Raw genomic sequence first — 16765 nt, 5'->3', positions numbered from 1 at the left:
CAGACCGCCATGCGCCATACCTTCCGCATGGCGGTTGTAATCCTATAATATCACCGCGTATCGACGAAAAGAATATCAGGAAAGAAGAAATGGCCTATGAAGATCCCTTTTCGTATAATCAGCGAGGAGTTGCCCCAGCCCCATAGCGTAGCTGGCAACATCCCGAAAATCAGCAGCTATCATATTCCCTATACCAACAAAATATCCTGGCGTGGTGCAGCATGGTGGATGGCATTGCAGTGGTATGATGCAAAGCATGCCTATGTTTACTGCATGGAGATCCATAGCAAAAACGGACTCGATGTTGTGCTCAGATGCTTCTGCGATGACATACACTGGCTGTATCTGCTTAAAGGAAGACTATCGTTAAACGACAAGTATACCCAACAGAAATTGCAAGAAGGATTTCATGCGCAATACATTACCCTAACCGACAGAACCACTCTTTCAGCGGGAAGCGGAAGGCATATCCTTGTAGGATTCACGGTGGCCAAAGGGTGGCTATCGCGGTATATGACGGACGGCCTGGACTTCCTGCCCCCATCCCGAAGTGTAAACAACAATGAAGCATCCAAGTATACGATACGTCCACCCGTACGCACCACTCCTGCCATGCAGGCTGAGATTCTAAGCTTAATGACCCTGCCGCTATCGGCGCGGCTGTCACAGGACAGTGCTATCTACCAACCCGTTTCGCAATTGGTAGAGCTAGAAAGAGTATCCTACCTGAAAGCAGAAGATCCACCAGTTGTTTCTGGAAACCGCTGTGCAGCAATTGCAGAGGCTGTACAACGCTACGTGATCAAGAGCATACAGCATGGGGCCCATATCCCGCCGATAAGCGAGATCGCTAGTCACTTCCACGTGCATCCGGATTACCTCAGCCGGTGCCATCGCGTGTATTACGGCATAGGCCTGAAGCAATTTATTCGAGAAAAACTCTTGCACAAAGCGTATGAGCTATTGCTGACGGGTGAAAAAGTAGGAGATGTAGCATTTAAACTGGGATTTTGGGACGTATCGGCTTTCGGCAAGGCATTTAAGCAGTTATTTCAGTTCAACCCCAGTGAAGTTGGCCAGCAGAAACGGTCGTAATTCTTTTCAGTTTGCCGTTTCTTGTTTCGCTAATCTTTCTTTCCTGCGCATATAAAGAAAGAGAAACAGATAATGAAGGTAATCCAACGGATCGAGAAGTATTTTGACGACAGCATTTTTCCGGTTACCGTCGCCGTAGCCTAAGAGCGAATAATCAAAAATCCTATAGGGCACCCGTATTCCAATAATATCCTTCAACCATCGCCACACTTTCTTGCGTGCTCGTCCTTTCGCATAATCCTCCCGTTCATCCGGGATATACGGAAACGATCTCAGCTTCATAAGTAGTTCGACAGGAATTTTGAACTGTGCTGTTGTATGAAATGCTTCGCAGCGTCTGCAATAGTATACGCGCCTTTCCTTCCTGTTGGGATTATCGGTAAATATGCGATTGACCGCTACGATCTGCTTGGCCCGCCCCAGCACAAGCGGACGCTTACCACAGGGGAGCTGTTGGATTTCCTCTTCGCTCAGTTCGGCTTTGCTGAGCAAACGCTTAGATACGACTTCCCGCGAAGCTTGCAGCTGACGGCTGCCGACCAGCATACGTAACACGACCGTATGCTCACGCACGGCAAGCACCAAACCAAGTTTTGGCTCTTTGGGATACGATACCCATACCCAGTCGTTCCTTTCCAATAATATAAACGCCATGCTTAGTCGTCACGTTCTTTAATCCGATCAAATTAACCCAAGTTAAGAAATTTCACACTAAGAGAAGGACATTTCATCATCCAAAAAAACACAAAGTCAGATTTTTACCACTAAACTGGTCGGATTTCGCCTAACGTTTGCCTTTCTCACGCCTCTATATTTGCTGTATGCTTAAAAAACAAATAGTGAAGACCACATCACTCTTCACTTTAATCTTAGCTTTCTTGGCAATCGGGATGAATGCCAATGCGAGCGTGATGAACAGAGAAAAAGGTAAGGACGGAGACAAAGAGAAAACTACTAAGGTGGTTGAACCTGTGAAGACGTTGGTTACCAAAACCTGGTATTTTAAAGGTGGTAATCCTGAATCTCCGAACGACTACACGGACAACCCCTTAGAGGCTCCACCTTGTGAAGGACCTTCTCGGACAATCTGTAGCATCGAGACTACAGAGGATAATGGAAGACCTAATTTTGAAGAAGTTATCGACGGAAAAAGTGTAGGTCAACATGTTGAGGATGCGATGAACTCCCTTGGAACTTCTACTCCCTTACCTCCGAATAGTGTCGTAACGGCCTATCGATCGGAAAACTAAAAAAAGAGAGAGAGGCATTTATGCAGCCTCTCTCCTTTTTTATCTTGGGTTCTGTGTGTACCCACCGGCATCTATAGCAAGTATGGGAATTAAAAAAGTATATCTAAGATCATTAGGCAATAATTTATAGACCTTACTCTCATCTACATCGTCAAATCTCTTTTCCACTACCACTGCCCTATACGGATAACGATTCAACCTGCGCAAATCCATCCATCGAATGCCTCGAAATACCAATTGTTTGCGTCGCTCTAACAATATCCTATCCAATGCCAATTCGGCTGTTGCAAAGGAAAGTTTACTGAACTTATTCTTTTCATATCTCGTAGATAAAAAAGTATTAAGATATGACTCTGCTTCTGCCTTAGCATCTCTCCGCACTGAACATTCCGCCTTGATCAGATACATTTCATCTTGTGCTAATCCCACAAAGCAAGAGCGCTTCCCATGATAAAAACCTTTGAATTTCACCCCGGCATTGGACTGCTCAAAAAATAGCTTTTTACGGAGATCAGTATCTTCATACAGTTTGTATAATTCTTCGGAAACTCGCGTAGAGGCATCATATATTAAGTATTCCGTAGATCGCGAAACTGCATAATGAATTAACTCTACATTATTCGTTACATCGAACGGCATGGCTGCAGCATAATCCAAATCATTATAGTCCAACAGTGTGTTTTCTATTTCCATTGCCCTATCTACCATTTTTTCGGCCAATTGATAATCTTCTATGGTATGATATGCTCTAGCTAATGCAGACAATGCCACCCATCGAGAGGCTCTGGTAACATGAGTCGCTTTTTCCGGCAGTAGTTCTACCGCCCTGTTAAGATCCCTGAAAAGCTGAATATAGGTTTCTTCCAAACTGGATCTGGGCAAGTTAACTTCAGAATCTGAATCTGCCCGAAGCACTAACCCCATATTGTCCGACGTTTCTAAAACGCTATAAGGAGCGCAATAAATCTGCGCCAGATTAAAATAAGCCCAACCCCGTAAAAACAGAGCCTCGCCCTCTATTTGGCTCCTGAGTTTGGGATCTCCACCATCTATTCTTTGCAGCCCCTCGAGGATCACGTTGGCTATGCTGATCATTTTATACCCCAACTGCCACTCTCCTGAATCTCCGCTATCATCTTTCCATAGATACGCATCCTGCATGTGTGGGAGCATTGCTGAAAACCCTCTGAAACTGATAACAAAATCGTCTGACGCAAGTTCACCGATCCCCGGGTACCAGTAATTCACCTCCCACTCAAAATCCAATAATGCCTGCAGGTCCTTCAATGAATTTGGATGCGATAAACTGTTATAGGGTTTCGCATCCAGAAATTTTTCACAGCTATAGAAAGCCATGCTTCCTATAACCATTGTAAGTATGATAAATATTCTGTTTTTCATAACATTTTATTTAAAGGTTTACACTTATTCCAAAAACGTATCGTCTGCCGGGTGGAAGCCCATCGTAGTCGGGGTCTAATGCTTTTGAATTTGCGCGCCATAAGAGGCCAACGTTATTTATCTTAAAGAAAAGATTCAATTGCACATCACGTTGTCCATATCGGGCCCGTAATCGGTAGTCCAATCCTACATCCTGCAGTCTAATGATATCTCCGCTCAAAATATGAGGCTCAGATGCTGCATAAAAACGGTCCCGATTGGCTGTCGCAGGATATACCATTGACGGGACTGTAGTCCGTTGCTCATCTCCGGATTGCTGCCAACGATCTGCATAATCCCGATGCCCTATCCAAGATTGAAAAAGGTCGTTATACCGAATTGTTTCCTTTTGAAAAAAATGGCCGAATTTATATGCAACCAAAAATGACAAGGTGATGTCTTTCCATGTGAGCTGTTGTATCATGGAGCCATAATAGGGCGGTAGAGCCGTTCCATGATAATTAAGATACTGTATCGAGTCGTTAAGCAACTTCGTGTAATCCTTAGAAATTTCTCCATCCAGTATACCCCGCGGATCTCCGGTTTCAGGGTCCAGACCGCTGAACTTAAACGAAAAAACAGGATATAGCTGCTTTCCTAACACAGGTCGTATGCTGTTCCCCGTGTTCTCTGCATAGACCGACCCTCTAAAGTTTGTACCATAAAACTTGGTCACTTCTGTTGTGTTGGCCGAGAAATTCACTGTTGTACTTCCTTTCAGATTACCGCTGCCGTAACCAGATGATAGGCGTAGATCTATCCCCTTCCCCTTCAGTTCGCCAACATTTCTTGTGATGGTCTGATACCCCGTGGTGATGTCCATAAGGTCATTCGCGAGCAGATCAGTTGATTTTTTATTGTACGCTTCTATCGAACCATGAAGTTTCCCATTCCATAATGAGAAATCAATTCCTGCATTCATCATTCTGACATCTTCCCAGCGCAGGTTGGGATTTGATAAGGTGGTCAATGACGCACGTGGCAACTGTGTCAGCGCTCCATATTCCGGTTTTAGATGGAGGATAATGGGCAGTGTATTGGCAACACCGCCCGAATTACCGCTGTGGCCGTATGTCATCCTTATTTTCAGACTACTGATCCAGTCCATATCTTTGATAAACTTCTCATTATGTAATAACCAGTTCACACCTGCCGACCATAGTGGTTTCCATTTATCGTTTGTTTTGACACCGAAAAGATTGGAGGCATCGCGTCGCATGGAGAAACTGACGCCATAACGGTTTAAATAAGTGTACCCGGTATTAAAAAACATAGACACAAAGCGGTCAATATCATAAGAATGGTTGTTGGCTCCTGCTTGTGGTATCATACTGTTTGATGATAGACCATCATAAATAGGATACGTATTAACCGGATCTACAACCTGACTTGTCAATAAATATTCATCGAAACCATGTACCCAAAAACCTCTTGTATCACGTCGTCGATTAGAAACTTCTGCGCCGAGCAATGCATGGATATCGTGCAGATCCAAGAATTGTTTATTATAGGTAGCCTGTCCCCGTATGTTATACGAGTTAAGGATGCTTCTTGAGGAACTTTTCATCGCGCCCAAAGGAAAAACATAAGTAACCTTATCTCCATCAACCTGCGTAAAACGGTTTACCAGATTCCGTATATAAAACGAATGCTCTCTGTAAAGAGACTCACCATCAGAAGTTTGGTTTTCGGTATTATATAACGCGGATAAAGCCAGCCCTTCCAAAGGTTTATAATCAAGTTTCAGCTGGGTCTGCAAGTATTTTTGGCTATCTTCAGAAACCACTGTACCGATCTCATTAACAGGATAGTACATCCAATCCAATAATTGGGAACCCTGTAGGCTGCGTACATATTCCATATTATATCCACTGGGCACAGGCAAGGGCTCGCCTTTCTCATTCCGATACTGTGCATAAGGATACAATCTAGATTTCCCTCCGCCGGGACTATAGTTATGACTCATTAAATTGCCGTAGCGCCCTGCAGTATTTCCGCTATAAGAAATGCTGCCCTCAACAGACAGTTTGGTTGATAGGTCTAATCTATTGATCGAACGCAAAGTAAGCCTATTGCTTTTGTTTCCTATCTGATCGCCATGACTGGCATCATAGCCTATACTGAACCTGCTGGAAAAGTTCTGTGCATGGACACCCATTCCTACAAAATGCTGCTGTCTGAAGGGCTTTCTATAGAATATATCCATCATCTCATATCTGTGGTCAATATTATTAAAGCGTGCTATAGCCTGCTCAACCTCCCCACTGTTCAGCTGACCTTCGCGCTCCTTAAACAGCAATTCCACCACGGGCGAAAAGACCGTATTATTTTTGGTGCGTGCTGTACCGTTGTAAGCAGCATCATAATGTCCTTTCTCGAAGAGGAACCGCTCTGCTTCGATAAAATCGGACGAGCGCATATCCGGATAATACAGCAGGTTAGGCTTCTCTGTAAAATTTAGATTTGTACTGTATTCTATAGCCACACGGTCTTGGCCCTTTCGCCTTTTGGTTGTGATCACGATGACCCCATTCCCTGCCCTTGCTCCCCATATGGACGCAGCGGCGGCGTCTTTCAGCAAGGTTACCGATTCAATATCGTTGGGATTGATATGCTCAATATCTCCCTGATAGGGGAAGTTATCCAGAACGATAAGCGGTTTAGTCATCACATCGTTCAGACTACTTAGCCCCCGAATATTCAGCGTGGGACTACCCTTTCGGTTATCAAACTGTAATCCTGGGGTAAGGCCTTCTAACAATTCAAGAACATTGGACCCCGTTCTTGTATCCAACATCTTTCTATCCATGAACTCAAAACTGCCGGTAGCTCGTTCTTTGGGAAGGCTCTGATAACCGGTTGAGATCGTGACCTCTTCGATCTGGGAAATAACCGGGATCAAAAACACTTTTATACTATTTGTTCCGTTATCGAAATTCCGGATTACGTTTTCATAACCAACGTGTTTAAACAGTAGACTTCCTTTATCCTGCAAGGTCTGAATTTCAAATCTCCCTTCGCTATCTGTCGTAACTGCTCGTGCATACCCCGCTTCCATTACCGAAACTTTAGCAATACCATTACCCAAACTATCCAATACTGAACCCTTGATATTGACCTGGCCATACGCAGTTGCAACTATTGCCAATGCGTATACTACTAATAATATATACCGTTTCATCATTCTCCTCCTACAAATCGCATGTAAAGGTTGTAGTTAAATAGGTTCTGATAGGTCATCAGCTGGATCACTCCTTTGTATATCCATACATATAAGGGATAGCCATGATTTGGAAAGAGTTCCTGAAGGTATGTATCTTCTACTATGGACGAGAAATCGTCTGCGCGTAGTTTATAGCCTCGTCCAATCGGACCATTGAGTAGATTATCTATCTTTGCGATATTGTCTTTCGTCCGCACAGAATTGACTTTTACATAAGCTAATTTTTCAGGATTTTTGTTTACGATGGCTTCGATCATTGGTCCATTCTTTAGACAAGAAGAACACCATGTCGCCCAAAAACCCAGCACCAACATTTTATCTTTATATGCTGATAGATCCTTGCTAACAGTATCTCCATCGATATAGAACAGGTGCTTCCTTATCCAGAATTCCTCTGGTACTCTTTGTGCTGTCAACAACGGTTTAATCTCGGTTTGCCTTTCGGCAGCCCGCGTTTCCGCGGACTGCGCCCAGGCGTCAGATAAACTAAACATTGAAACAAATATCAGCAGTAAGCCGTAAGCGATGGGCTTTAGGCATTTTATTTTAAATTGTAGCCTATAGGCCATCCGCAATAAGCCATTAGCTATCAGCCATAAGCTATTCAAAATATTCTGTTTTGGTGGATATTGACAGGTCTGGTTACTTCGTAACTCAGTCACTTTAGCACTATGGCCGCAGGCCATACCTCTCCCACCCTTGTAAAAATTGTTCATTTTTTAACATGGTTTTTAGGGTGTGGCCCGAGGTGCTTCGGCGACTGTTCCTTTGCTAGCTCATCACTGCGCCTAAGCCTTGCTTAGGCCACACAGTTAATAAAAATTGATTAATGAAATTAGAAGACGGACCACGCGGTTATCATTCTGGTCTATAATACGGTTATCATTAGCCGTCTTCAATAAAGAAAGCCAGTAATAGGCTTTTGGGCCAACCGAACTATTCGGGGGCAGAGATTTTATTTTTAAGAAGTTGCTTTTTATGGTTCATACTCGCTATACCTTAACGAGTCTCTGTGGTTTGCGGCTTTTTGATACATGTGGGGCTACAAACCGTGGCTACAAAAGTTTCTGAGGCTTTACACGACACGGAATTACAGCAGCCCCACATCTATCTAATATGCAAAGATAGCATAATAAGTATAGACATGGGTGTTTAATCTGCTGCCTTGCGTCGTGACCTCAGAAATTGTAGCCGCAAGACTCTTAGTTCAAACACCAAAAGTTTGATAAATACACTATATAATTGAATAATTATATAGTAATATATGTTATCAATCACAATAATACTAAATAAAATTTTAATAAACAAAATAAATATCATAATATATGTGATATTTATTTTGTTTAATGTGATATTACACTTAAAACCAAAAAGATACAATGATCTTAGCTTTTGAAAGGTGAAAGGACAACTATGGCTAAGAAACTAAATACCAACAAAGGAAAAAACTCAGCAAAATATGAAAGTAGGGTAAACACCAGAACTATGCAAGAAGCCTTAAGAAATCTAAAATCTCGTTTTGCAACAGGAGATGTAAAATCAATGAAAGAAGTGGCAGGTTCTTATGCTACAGGGATGCCTTTTGCTTTAGGAATTGGCTATGAAACGATGATTAAGAGGTTTCATAATCCAGAGCTACTGACATTAGGAGACATTCTTACTACGGCTGATATTACGGAAACGGATGTCGAAATAGTATTAGCAGTTGCTATGGCCGAAGCTAGGAAAAATCATGTGAAAAGAGACATCTCCGCACTATTACCTACTGAATAAAATTCATATTTACACAAAAAAAGCCGGGCACTCCGGCTTTTTTTGTTTTAAGGAAGTTTCTTTTTACTTTAGTACCTGTGCCTAAATAAGAAATTATGATAAAGTATTTTCTTACATATATTTTAAGTACTGCTGTATCTATAGGTTGCCTATCCCAAACTATAAAGGGGAAAGTCATTCGTATTGCGGACGGAGATACTATAACACTATTGGATTCCACCAATAACAAGATACGGATAAGACTGTATGGAATAGATTGCCCGGAAAACGGGCAGGACTTTTCCAATGTAGCAAAGAAGTTTACTTCGGAGATGTGTTTCCAAAAACATGTATGTGTAGATGTCAAAGACATTGATCGCTATGGAAGGACTGTAGGGATTGTATGGTCGGATTCCACTAACGTCAATCTGGAACTGCTGAGAGAGGGACTAGCTTGGCATTACAAGCATTTTGACAAAAGCGAGGAGTTTGCCCAAGCTGAACACTTGGCTAGGGTATATAAAAAGGGATTGTGGGTACAAGGCAATGCTAAACCACCATGGGAGTATAGGCGGGTGAGAAGGTAAACGTATACATAAACGTATACAAGAAAAAATTACAAGTAACCTACATCTTCCTAGAGAATAAACGAAAAATTCAGCATTCTATAGGGTTGCTAATGTTTAATACTGTTTTTTCATTATCTTAGTCCCACCCAAACTTATCAAAAAATGGAATTATTATGGTGCCAGTTTTTTATTGATGCCTACAATAAAGGTATTTATGAATTTGCAAAAGATTTTTTAATGCCAGGCACTGTACTCTTTTTGACAGTGTATTTTTCAATTCATCTATCTAAAGAGGAATTTAGGCGTCAATTAGAGAAGGAAAAAAATGACAAGTTAGAATTTGATAACACTACCTCAGAACTGATTAAAATCACTATTCCGAAACTTTCTGAAAAGCTTTCTAAATTGGCTACACTATTAGAAAAGCAAAATTTGGAACTGTCATATGATAAATATGAAAACATGGTAGTGAACAAGACAGACGGATCATTTTTTACTTCTTTAAAAGAAATTGGATATAAAAACTCATATTATATTACAAAGAATATACTGCATTTTTCTGAAGAAGATTTCATGAAATATTGGGAAATTATTTCTAACACGCCGCATCGCTTTCGACAGATTGAAGAATACTTGTTATACGTAAGCAACGAGTATAACCGTATCAATTCTGAACTCAATAAGCTGACGCATAGCATTTCCCATAAAACCTCACATATAATACATGATAGATTTGGAACATATTCAACCCATGACTTAAGCCACAATCAACTTGAAGAGCCACGAACAAATCTAGCATATAATATGCATTTGGCAGTTGAAAACTTCCAGAAAGACGAAACAAACAATCAACCAATAAAAATTAGAAATTTCCTTATGGAACTAGATCTACTTAAAACAAATGAGATTGCAAGTAAAGAGTTGAGTTCAGAGTATGCTCAAGAAATAGTTTACGCTTTAGCACGTATCCAATCCATAGAAAAGTTATTTGAAGTCACTAAAGAAACCAACCAAGGGTACATAAAACGTTTGAGAGAAGACGCCGATAAACTAAATTCTCTAATAAAATAAGTTTTTAGAGCTATTCACTTAGTTACTTATTATAATATCACTATAAGTCAGATTTTTATGCTTTACCATACTTGAAATCAGGTTGTCAAAAATGGTTTGCTTGTGTATTGACCTGTTTATCCTATAGCTGAACTCATCCAAATACGCTTGTATATGATGTTTGTGTATATTGGAAAAGTTAGATCTCATCCACGCTTTTAGCTGATGCACAATGGTGTTCATCTCGAAGAAAGTTCTCCCTTTATCACTCTTTGTCTGGCTGATATTGTATTCCTTCTTCAACGGCTTATAACCTGTCCACTTATCGGTCTTGACCCGGGCATGCTGTGAAATGTGCGCATCGAAGATGACTCTCAACGAGGACGAACTGTAATCCTCGATCGGCTTGAAGTAGACCCGCTTAATACCCGTATCATCTTTCTGAACGGCGGCAACGATTTTCTTTTTCTTACTATCCGTGCTTCGGCCCTGCTTGAGGGCTTCACGGCCACCAAAAACAAATTCATCAACGATAACATCCCCTTCCATAGGGTCTTTACCACTGCTTTTCATTGCTTTGCGGACTTTTTGCATAAACAGCCAAGCAGTCACATAACGAACCTCATAGCGCGTGCTCATCTGGTTGGCGGAGATACTTTTGGTCGTAGCGCTCATCTCGAAAACCATACCGAAGGCTTTGCGAAGTCCAAACTTAACCTTATGGAAAAGCGTACCTGCGGTTGGGCTTTCCAAATGATGGCACTTGTTGCAGTCCCTGGCCAAATTCTTCTTGCGGACCGTATATTTGGTATGACCACATTTTAAACAACTGTATCCCATAGAAGCTTTACGGTCTGCCAAATAACAAAGACAATCCGCATCACTCTTGAAACGGTCAAAAAAACTGACTATGCTCTCACCTTTGAAAATATCCATAGCTCAAATATACGTAGTTAAATGAATAACTCTAAAAAGTTTTAAGTATTCCGTATAGGACTTTATGGTACTGGCTGAATACCGCTGTAAGCGCATACGCTCTATAAATACCTTAACTATTCTTTCGCTATCCATACTGGATACAACAGATTGATTTGTATTTTGTTTCGTTAAGCAAATTCCTAATAGTTAAATTGTATTATAATAAAGTATTTTACTAAATTTACCAAAGCTTTTTTACGCAATTCAGATATAGAGGATATTTGGCGCAACGAGTTGCGGTAAAAAAGTAGTTGAGAGGAAATCCCTCCGGGCTTCCCTCTCAACGGATCAGGCGCTTGCCGGAGTACAGCCCTTCGGGACTGTCCTCTAACACGCGCTTGGAGCAATGCTCCAGCACGTGCGCCAAGCGCCTGATCCGTTAGCGGTTATGCTATCACGAAACCCACGAAAATTAAAATAACTTTAAAGACAAAATAAATAATATGAACAACTCATTAATTTTTCAAACTTCACCGGAAGTTACCTTATCGACAAATAAGTTCATAAATGTTCCTGTCATTTTAAAATACGAAGATACTAACTTAATTGAAGTCGTTAAAGAAGAAGGCATTGGATTTACTACACAAATTCCAATCTACCACCAAGACGGTACTTATTTAGCCAAAGTAAAAGGAAATAGAATGTACTTGACAAAAGATGGTGAAAAAGCTGGCTTAAAAATCGAAAAACATCAAAATTTGTGGGTATGTACAATGGATAAAAATACACTGTTTGAAATACAACAACAAAGTGTTAACGCTTTTAAAACTACCGCAGAAATTTACACCCCTGATGGTTGTTTCGTGAAGTGTTCTGATTCCCCATCTCCAAATCTTTATGACTCCACTGGTAATGAATTAAAAATTGGTGGAATAATAATGTCGGGAAATACAATTAGCAATTGTAACATTGGAATTTGGCTGGAAAAGAATGGGTCTTGCTCAATAGGTGTGAATGGTTGAACATTACACAAAAAGCACAAACCGCTAACAAGCGTTTGGCAAAAAAGCGGGTTAATTGGTTAAATGAAGCCTTGTGCTTCTTATCAAGTTCAGTGCTGGCAGACAGTTTAGTACTTCAAAATCCGCTTCTTCGCCAAGCGCCTGATCCGTTATCGGTAATGGCATGAAACGCTTCGACACAAAATCAACCAACTGACAAAAACGAAAAATTTGCCAACGCTTCACAAAAATTAAAAGAGGTGCAAGCCTCCGCACAACTCCAGCACTTTTGCACCACATTTAATTTTGCCCCAACGCTCCCAAGCCCACCCACCACCCAATATTTTTATATCTCAATTTGATACTTATAGTCCGTGGACTTATTTACATCTATTTTCGAACTTTGCACTTCAAATTACCGATATGGGAGCGACATATTCTGAAAGTGAAAAAAACTATTTAGAACAAATAGGAAATCAAATACGAGAACTTCGTATGGAAGCCGACTTATCTCAAGAAAAATTAGCTTTTGCTTGCGACCTTGACAGAACTTACATCGGTTCTGTTGAAAGAGGCGAAAGAAATATCTCTGTCATCAACCTACGAAAAATTGCAAAAGCATTAAAAACAAAAGTTCCTATTTTATTAAACATTGAAGAATGAATAAAGATTTTAAGACTCCTCCAAAGTCAGCCAAAAAACTTACTCAACCCGAAACATTAGTACAATACTTTTCTGAATTAGTAGGACAACCATTTATACTAACTGGAAAAACAAGAACAGATGGTTCTAACATTCGTAAATTAATTGCTTCTACTTTAGAAAAACATTCATTGCCTGAATTAGCAGAACAAGGAGAATTTGAAATAGTTCCTCCCAAAGCAAAAGGAGTTCCAAAAATTGTAAGAGAATTTATTGACACTTATATTGTTACAAGCGGAACATCTTACAACTTACAAGTTTGGAATAGAATACCTGCAACAGAAACCCTATTGATAAAATACGAATCGGGTGAAAGTTTAAAATGTAATGATGTACGTTTTGTTTTTGTGAGAATTGATACCGAAAAGAACGTTGTCGCTTCTGTTATTATTCTTACACCCGAATACATTGAACAAAAATTTGGAAAGTTTGGCAAACCAACTATTAAACATCAATTACTAATTTCTGGAAAAGTAAGAAAAGATATTTATGGAAGTGAAGACAAAATCCTTTCCTTCCCCGATTCAAAAAAACTTTCTTATCAAATTCGCCACGATTACGAACCACCAAAGTCGGGAATGGTAGAAGAACCAGATATTAAACATTTATTCTCTATTGGTTTATTGAAAAAAATGGTTGCTGAAAAACTAATCGGATTTAAATTAGATGCAGCAGCAACTAAAAACAGAGGACAGGCATTAGAAAAAAAAGTACTTGAATTGTTAGGTTATGAAGTGAATGAAAATGACCTTTTGTATGGAGCTTTTCCTGATATTAGAAACCAATTGTTAGAAGTAAAAGTTCAAGATAGCCCAACAGTTGATTTGGGTAAATTCTCACCAGAAAAAGAGGAAATCGTTATTGAAGATTCAAATTTGACAACTTTTGATGTAAGATATTTGATAGCTTTAACTAATCCTAAAACGGAAATAATAGAGGGTATTATACTCTCCCCTGGAGAAAAATTAGGAGAGTTGTTTTCTTATGTTAGTGCAGAAAGTTATAAATGTCAACGAGCAATACCAATGTCATTTTTTGAAAAATATTACGGAAAATCCGTTTTTAATCCAAGCTAAAAACAGGTTCAACTCCAAAAGATTCAGCGACTAAAATTTCTAATTGGTTTTCCAATTTTGAAATTTTAGTTTCATCTTTAGTGTGATTAAGTTTTTTGACAATTGTAATTATTTCCTTTGATTTTTCCGATTTAAAATCAGGCAAAGGATATTTTTCTACATATTGCGTAAAATACCTTCTTCTACCCGAATACAATTTATTATTAAACACCAAATCGTGATATTTGGTCATTAGCTTTGAATTGGCAATTCCTTGAATCAACATTAGTTTTTCGACATCTTCATCTTTAGTTGCAACAATCCAATAGCAATTTCCATTTACGATTTTCCCACCATTATCAAAATAAAAACGAGGTTTTAAACTTATATCAGGAAAAACAAGTTTAGGAAACCTCCATTGGTCAGGTCGATGCGGAACCCATAATTCAAACCATTGTCTTCCTGCATCAATCAAATATTTTCTTGATTTTAATCTATCTTCGTGTTGTGTAAAATATTTTTTTGCTTTTGGATATTTTTCAATATCTACCGTTTGTTTTTCACCATTAACTGAAATGTGAGGATAAAGAACTTTTAACTTAAAATTTTCTGTTGCATTCCAAGGTTCAATATTTTCTTGTGAAATCAAATCTTTCAATAATTCATCTTCGGGCTTTGTTCCGTTTAATTCTTCCCATTTATCGCTGATAAAAACTTTATCTGCCGTTGATTTAATACCAACTTTCACTTTGAAAAAATCTTCTACCCTATTTTTTGATGCTTTATCAATTTTAGAAACCCAATCTGATTCATCACCCGATAACATTTCCCAACAAGAAGTTGAACCAACTTTGTATTTTAATGCTCCCGATGATTTTTTATACCGCTTTCCATTTTCTGTTACAAAGTAACCTGATTGATTATTTTTTAAAATATCAAAGACTGTTTCAACAGAAATTAAATCACCCTTATAGCCATTTAATTCTTCATAAATCTTGATAAAACTTGCCGATGATGATGATTTTTGTTTTTTCTTTCTACCGACAAAAATAGCAGGTAATACAGCAGCATCAAATAATTTTGTATCTCCTAAATCTATCAATTCTAAAATTTCATAGTTTTCAGATAAAAACTTACGAATACTTTCACCGCTCTTAGTTGATAAATAACGGTTAGAAGTAATTACACCTAGTATTCCATTTTCTTTTAAACTCTCGGTCATCGCCATTAAAAACGGATAATACAAATCAACCCTACCTTTCAAATTAAATTTTCGGGCAAGATTCTGTGCCTGTTCAGTTCCTAAAATTTGAGTGCGAACATAAGGCGGATTTGCAATTACAATATCAAATGAATTATTAACAGAAGATGTACATTCATCAAATAATGACGGTGTATTTCGAGTACTTGACAGGTCAACAGACAATAAAAAATCTTCGTGAATTAAATCAGATTTCTTCTTTCCAAAACACAACAAACGGTCTTTTGAAAAACTCAAATATTGCTCGTTAGCATCATAACCAGTTAGCGAAAAATCAATTGCTTTTTCATTCAGAACTTCTCCCATTGCAACTAATAATTCGCCCTCTCCACAAGCAGGGTCAAGAACACGGTTACTTGTTGATTTAGCATACAACGCAATTCTTTCAGCCAAAAAAACAGCAAGTTCTTTCGGTGTAAAAGTTGCTCCAGTATTTTTTATTTGCTCTTTAGTTGCCATCTCTACAAAGATACTTAAAATCATCAATACTACAAGGTATAAATCTACAAAAATTATCATTAAGACTTGCAGGGTAATTATTTTTGAGCAAAACCTAATCCTAAATTCGTAAATTAGCAGTTTCAAATCAATACCAGTCAAACAAATGATTTTCAATATATACTACATAAACTTTCCGAAAGTTTATGAAATAAAAATGATGCTTAGCAATGTAATTTCTTTGAATAAAGAAATTACCAAAGATGTTGCAGGGGAAAGTCAGGCATCTATGAAAACTAAACTCGGTATCAACTTTATGGATTGGTTTAAATTGGGTGAAGTAGAAGCGTCCGGAGAGTTAAAAGGTTCAGGCTCGAAAAAGGTATTTGAAACCTTTGAAATTAAAACAACCAAATCCGTAATTCTAAACGATATAATTGAAAAATCTAAGATTGTAAAAGATTTTTCTTCTATTGAAGAAGGTGAATTACTTAGAATTGACAATGTTAAATTAAGTCTTGAAAACGAAGATGAATTACGAATTGTGAAATTTATCAATAGTGGTGCAATGAAAGATTTAGTTGTACCAGGAGCTAACGGATTTGATATGAATAATCTTTTTAATTCAATGTTTAAAGATTACGCTTATAAAATCAAAGGAAATTTTAAAGATGACGATAATATACTAATTAAAATTCCATTAACTTTTGAAAGTGAATTTGAAAGTTCTTATAGTGTAGATGATTTGTTTGTAGGTAAAGTTTCGGTAATAGGATTGTACAAAGGAAAAATCAAAGTTGATGACTTAAAAAACTCATTCCAATATTTTCAGGAACTTGGTCAATTACAAAATGCATTCCCTTTAAATAAAGAAGATGAAGAGATAGAAGAAAGTCATTATAAAATTAGTGAAGTCAATAATCAGTTTACTTTTAAAAGTTCTGGAGACGGAAATGAATATCATTATATTGATTTGCTTGCAATTATCCAAAATGTAAATATAAAATAATC

15 protein-coding genes are annotated in these 16765 nt (G+C 38.6%); 9 read left to right on the top strand and 6 right to left on the bottom strand.

Going from position 1 to position 16765, the window contains the following annotated elements:
* Window positions 1–96: 96 nt before the first annotated feature.
* Window positions 97–1095 (top strand): helix-turn-helix transcriptional regulator, encoded by a 999-nt coding sequence (locus BM375_RS03405; RefSeq protein WP_093363770.1) that lies wholly within the window; start codon window positions 97–99, stop codon window positions 1093–1095.
* 6 nt (window positions 1096–1101) lie between these two features.
* Here the strand turns inward: BM375_RS03405 and BM375_RS03400 are convergent, their stop codons facing one another.
* Window positions 1102–1749 carry a hypothetical protein gene (locus BM375_RS03400; protein WP_093363769.1) on the bottom strand — a complete coding sequence of 216 codons (648 nt, stop codon included), beginning with the start codon at window positions 1747–1749 and terminating at the stop codon, window positions 1102–1104.
* 167 nt (window positions 1750–1916) lie between these two features.
* Between BM375_RS03400 and BM375_RS03395 the strand changes: the two genes are divergently transcribed.
* Window positions 1917–2345, top strand: a complete 429-nt coding sequence (locus BM375_RS03395) for a hypothetical protein (RefSeq protein WP_093363768.1) — start codon at window positions 1917–1919, stop codon at window positions 2343–2345.
* A 39-nt stretch (window positions 2346–2384) separates the two neighbouring features.
* On the opposite strand, the gene BM375_RS03390 is transcribed toward BM375_RS03395, so the two are convergent.
* Genes BM375_RS03390 through BM375_RS03380 form a run of 3 tightly spaced genes read right to left on the bottom strand, consistent with a single transcriptional unit; the run spans window position 2385 to window position 7724 of the window.
* On the bottom strand, window positions 2385–3746 hold the full coding sequence (locus tag BM375_RS03390) for a RagB/SusD family nutrient uptake outer membrane protein (RefSeq protein WP_093363767.1): 1362 nt from the start codon (window positions 3744–3746) through the stop codon (window positions 2385–2387).
* 10 nt (window positions 3747–3756) lie between these two features.
* Window positions 3757–6969, bottom strand: coding sequence for a SusC/RagA family TonB-linked outer membrane protein (locus BM375_RS03385; RefSeq protein WP_093363766.1), 3213 nt, complete (start codon window positions 6967–6969; stop codon window positions 3757–3759).
* On the bottom strand, window positions 6966–7724 hold the full coding sequence (locus tag BM375_RS03380; RefSeq protein ID WP_093363765.1) for a TlpA family protein disulfide reductase: 759 nt from the start codon (window positions 7722–7724) through the stop codon (window positions 6966–6968). Before BM375_RS03380 ends, BM375_RS03385 begins: the two co-directional genes overlap by 4 nt.
* A gap of 697 nt (window positions 7725–8421) precedes the next feature.
* On the opposite strand from BM375_RS03380, the gene BM375_RS03375 reads away from it, so the two are divergent.
* From BM375_RS03375 to BM375_RS03365, 3 genes are all read left to right on the top strand, one after another.
* Window positions 8422–8781 carry a hypothetical protein gene (locus BM375_RS03375; protein WP_093363764.1) on the top strand — a complete coding sequence of 120 codons (360 nt, stop codon included), beginning with the start codon at window positions 8422–8424 and terminating at the stop codon, window positions 8779–8781.
* A gap of 95 nt (window positions 8782–8876) precedes the next feature.
* Window positions 8877–9347 (top strand): thermonuclease family protein, encoded by a 471-nt coding sequence (locus tag BM375_RS03370; protein ID WP_093363763.1) that lies wholly within the window; start codon window positions 8877–8879, stop codon window positions 9345–9347.
* A 144-nt stretch (window positions 9348–9491) separates the two neighbouring features.
* A complete protein-coding gene (locus BM375_RS03365) occupies window positions 9492–10400 on the top strand; it encodes a hypothetical protein (protein WP_093363762.1) in 909 nt (302 codons plus the stop codon).
* Window positions 10401–10418: 18 nt separating this feature from the next.
* Here the strand turns inward: BM375_RS03365 and BM375_RS03360 are convergent, their stop codons facing one another.
* On the bottom strand, window positions 10419–11315 hold the full coding sequence (locus BM375_RS03360) for an IS1595-like element ISSwe1 family transposase (protein WP_086558096.1): 897 nt from the start codon (window positions 11313–11315) through the stop codon (window positions 10419–10421).
* A 485-nt stretch (window positions 11316–11800) separates the two neighbouring features.
* Between BM375_RS03360 and BM375_RS03355 the strand changes: the two genes are divergently transcribed.
* From BM375_RS03355 to BM375_RS03345, 3 genes are all read left to right on the top strand, one after another.
* Complete coding sequence (locus tag BM375_RS03355; protein ID WP_093363761.1) at window positions 11801–12319, top strand: hypothetical protein; 519 nt, start codon at window positions 11801–11803, stop codon at window positions 12317–12319.
* A 402-nt stretch (window positions 12320–12721) separates the two neighbouring features.
* The gene (locus BM375_RS03350) at window positions 12722–12961 is read left to right on the top strand and encodes a helix-turn-helix domain-containing protein (protein ID WP_093363760.1); all 240 of its coding nucleotides are present in this window, start codon (window positions 12722–12724) and stop codon (window positions 12959–12961) included.
* Entirely contained in the window at window positions 12958–14076 is a 1119-nt protein-coding gene (locus BM375_RS03345; RefSeq protein ID WP_093363759.1) for a nuclease, read from the top strand. The genes BM375_RS03350 and BM375_RS03345 overlap by 4 nt, the downstream gene beginning before the upstream one ends.
* Here BM375_RS03345 and BM375_RS03340 read toward each other — a convergent pair.
* The gene (locus BM375_RS03340) at window positions 14063–15775 is read right to left on the bottom strand and encodes an N-6 DNA methylase family protein (RefSeq protein ID WP_170852576.1); all 1713 of its coding nucleotides are present in this window, start codon (window positions 15773–15775) and stop codon (window positions 14063–14065) included. The genes BM375_RS03345 and BM375_RS03340 overlap by 14 nt on opposite strands.
* Before the next feature lie 220 nt (window positions 15776–15995).
* On the opposite strand from BM375_RS03340, the gene BM375_RS03335 reads away from it, so the two are divergent.
* Window positions 15996–16763, top strand: coding sequence for a hypothetical protein (locus tag BM375_RS03335; RefSeq protein ID WP_212611625.1), 768 nt, complete (start codon window positions 15996–15998; stop codon window positions 16761–16763).
* Window positions 16764–16765 lie beyond the last annotated feature (2 nt).

Origin of the sequence: Sphingobacterium wenxiniae, assembly GCF_900116225.1 — a bacterium.
Lineage (GTDB): Bacteria > Bacteroidota > Bacteroidia > Sphingobacteriales > Sphingobacteriaceae > Sphingobacterium > Sphingobacterium wenxiniae.
Note: the sequence above shows the minus strand (reverse complement) of the source record. Positions and strands in the feature narration are given on the sequence as shown.

Bases quoted from the DNA above. Each gene is read 5' to 3' on its own strand.
- BM375_RS03370 (WP_093363763.1), top strand. From the start codon at position 8,877: ATGATAAAGTATTTTCTTACATATATTTTAAGTACTGCTGTATCTATA.
- BM375_RS03365 (WP_093363762.1), top strand. From the start codon at position 9,492: ATGGAATTATTATGGTGCCAGTTTTTTATTGATGCCTACAATAAAGGT.
- BM375_RS03375 (WP_093363764.1), top strand. From the start codon at position 8,422: ATGGCTAAGAAACTAAATACCAACAAAGGAAAAAACTCAGCAAAATAT.
- BM375_RS03350 (WP_093363760.1), top strand. From the start codon at position 12,722: ATGGGAGCGACATATTCTGAAAGTGAAAAAAACTATTTAGAACAAATA.
- BM375_RS03385 (WP_093363766.1), bottom strand. From the start codon at position 6,969: ATGATGAAACGGTATATATTATTAGTAGTATACGCATTGGCAATAGTT.
- BM375_RS03340 (WP_170852576.1), bottom strand. From the start codon at position 15,775: ATGGCAACTAAAGAGCAAATAAAAAATACTGGAGCAACTTTTACACCG.
- BM375_RS03345 (WP_093363759.1), top strand. From the start codon at position 12,958: ATGAATAAAGATTTTAAGACTCCTCCAAAGTCAGCCAAAAAACTTACT.
- BM375_RS03380 (WP_093363765.1), bottom strand. From the start codon at position 7,724: ATGAACAATTTTTACAAGGGTGGGAGAGGTATGGCCTGCGGCCATAGT.
- BM375_RS03355 (WP_093363761.1), top strand. From the start codon at position 11,801: ATGAACAACTCATTAATTTTTCAAACTTCACCGGAAGTTACCTTATCG.
- BM375_RS03405 (WP_093363770.1), top strand. From the start codon at position 97: ATGAAGATCCCTTTTCGTATAATCAGCGAGGAGTTGCCCCAGCCCCAT.
- BM375_RS03360 (WP_086558096.1), bottom strand. From the start codon at position 11,315: ATGGATATTTTCAAAGGTGAGAGCATAGTCAGTTTTTTTGACCGTTTC.
- BM375_RS03400 (WP_093363769.1), bottom strand. From the start codon at position 1,749: ATGGCGTTTATATTATTGGAAAGGAACGACTGGGTATGGGTATCGTAT.
- BM375_RS03390 (WP_093363767.1), bottom strand. From the start codon at position 3,746: ATGAAAAACAGAATATTTATCATACTTACAATGGTTATAGGAAGCATG.
- BM375_RS03395 (WP_093363768.1), top strand. From the start codon at position 1,917: ATGCTTAAAAAACAAATAGTGAAGACCACATCACTCTTCACTTTAATC.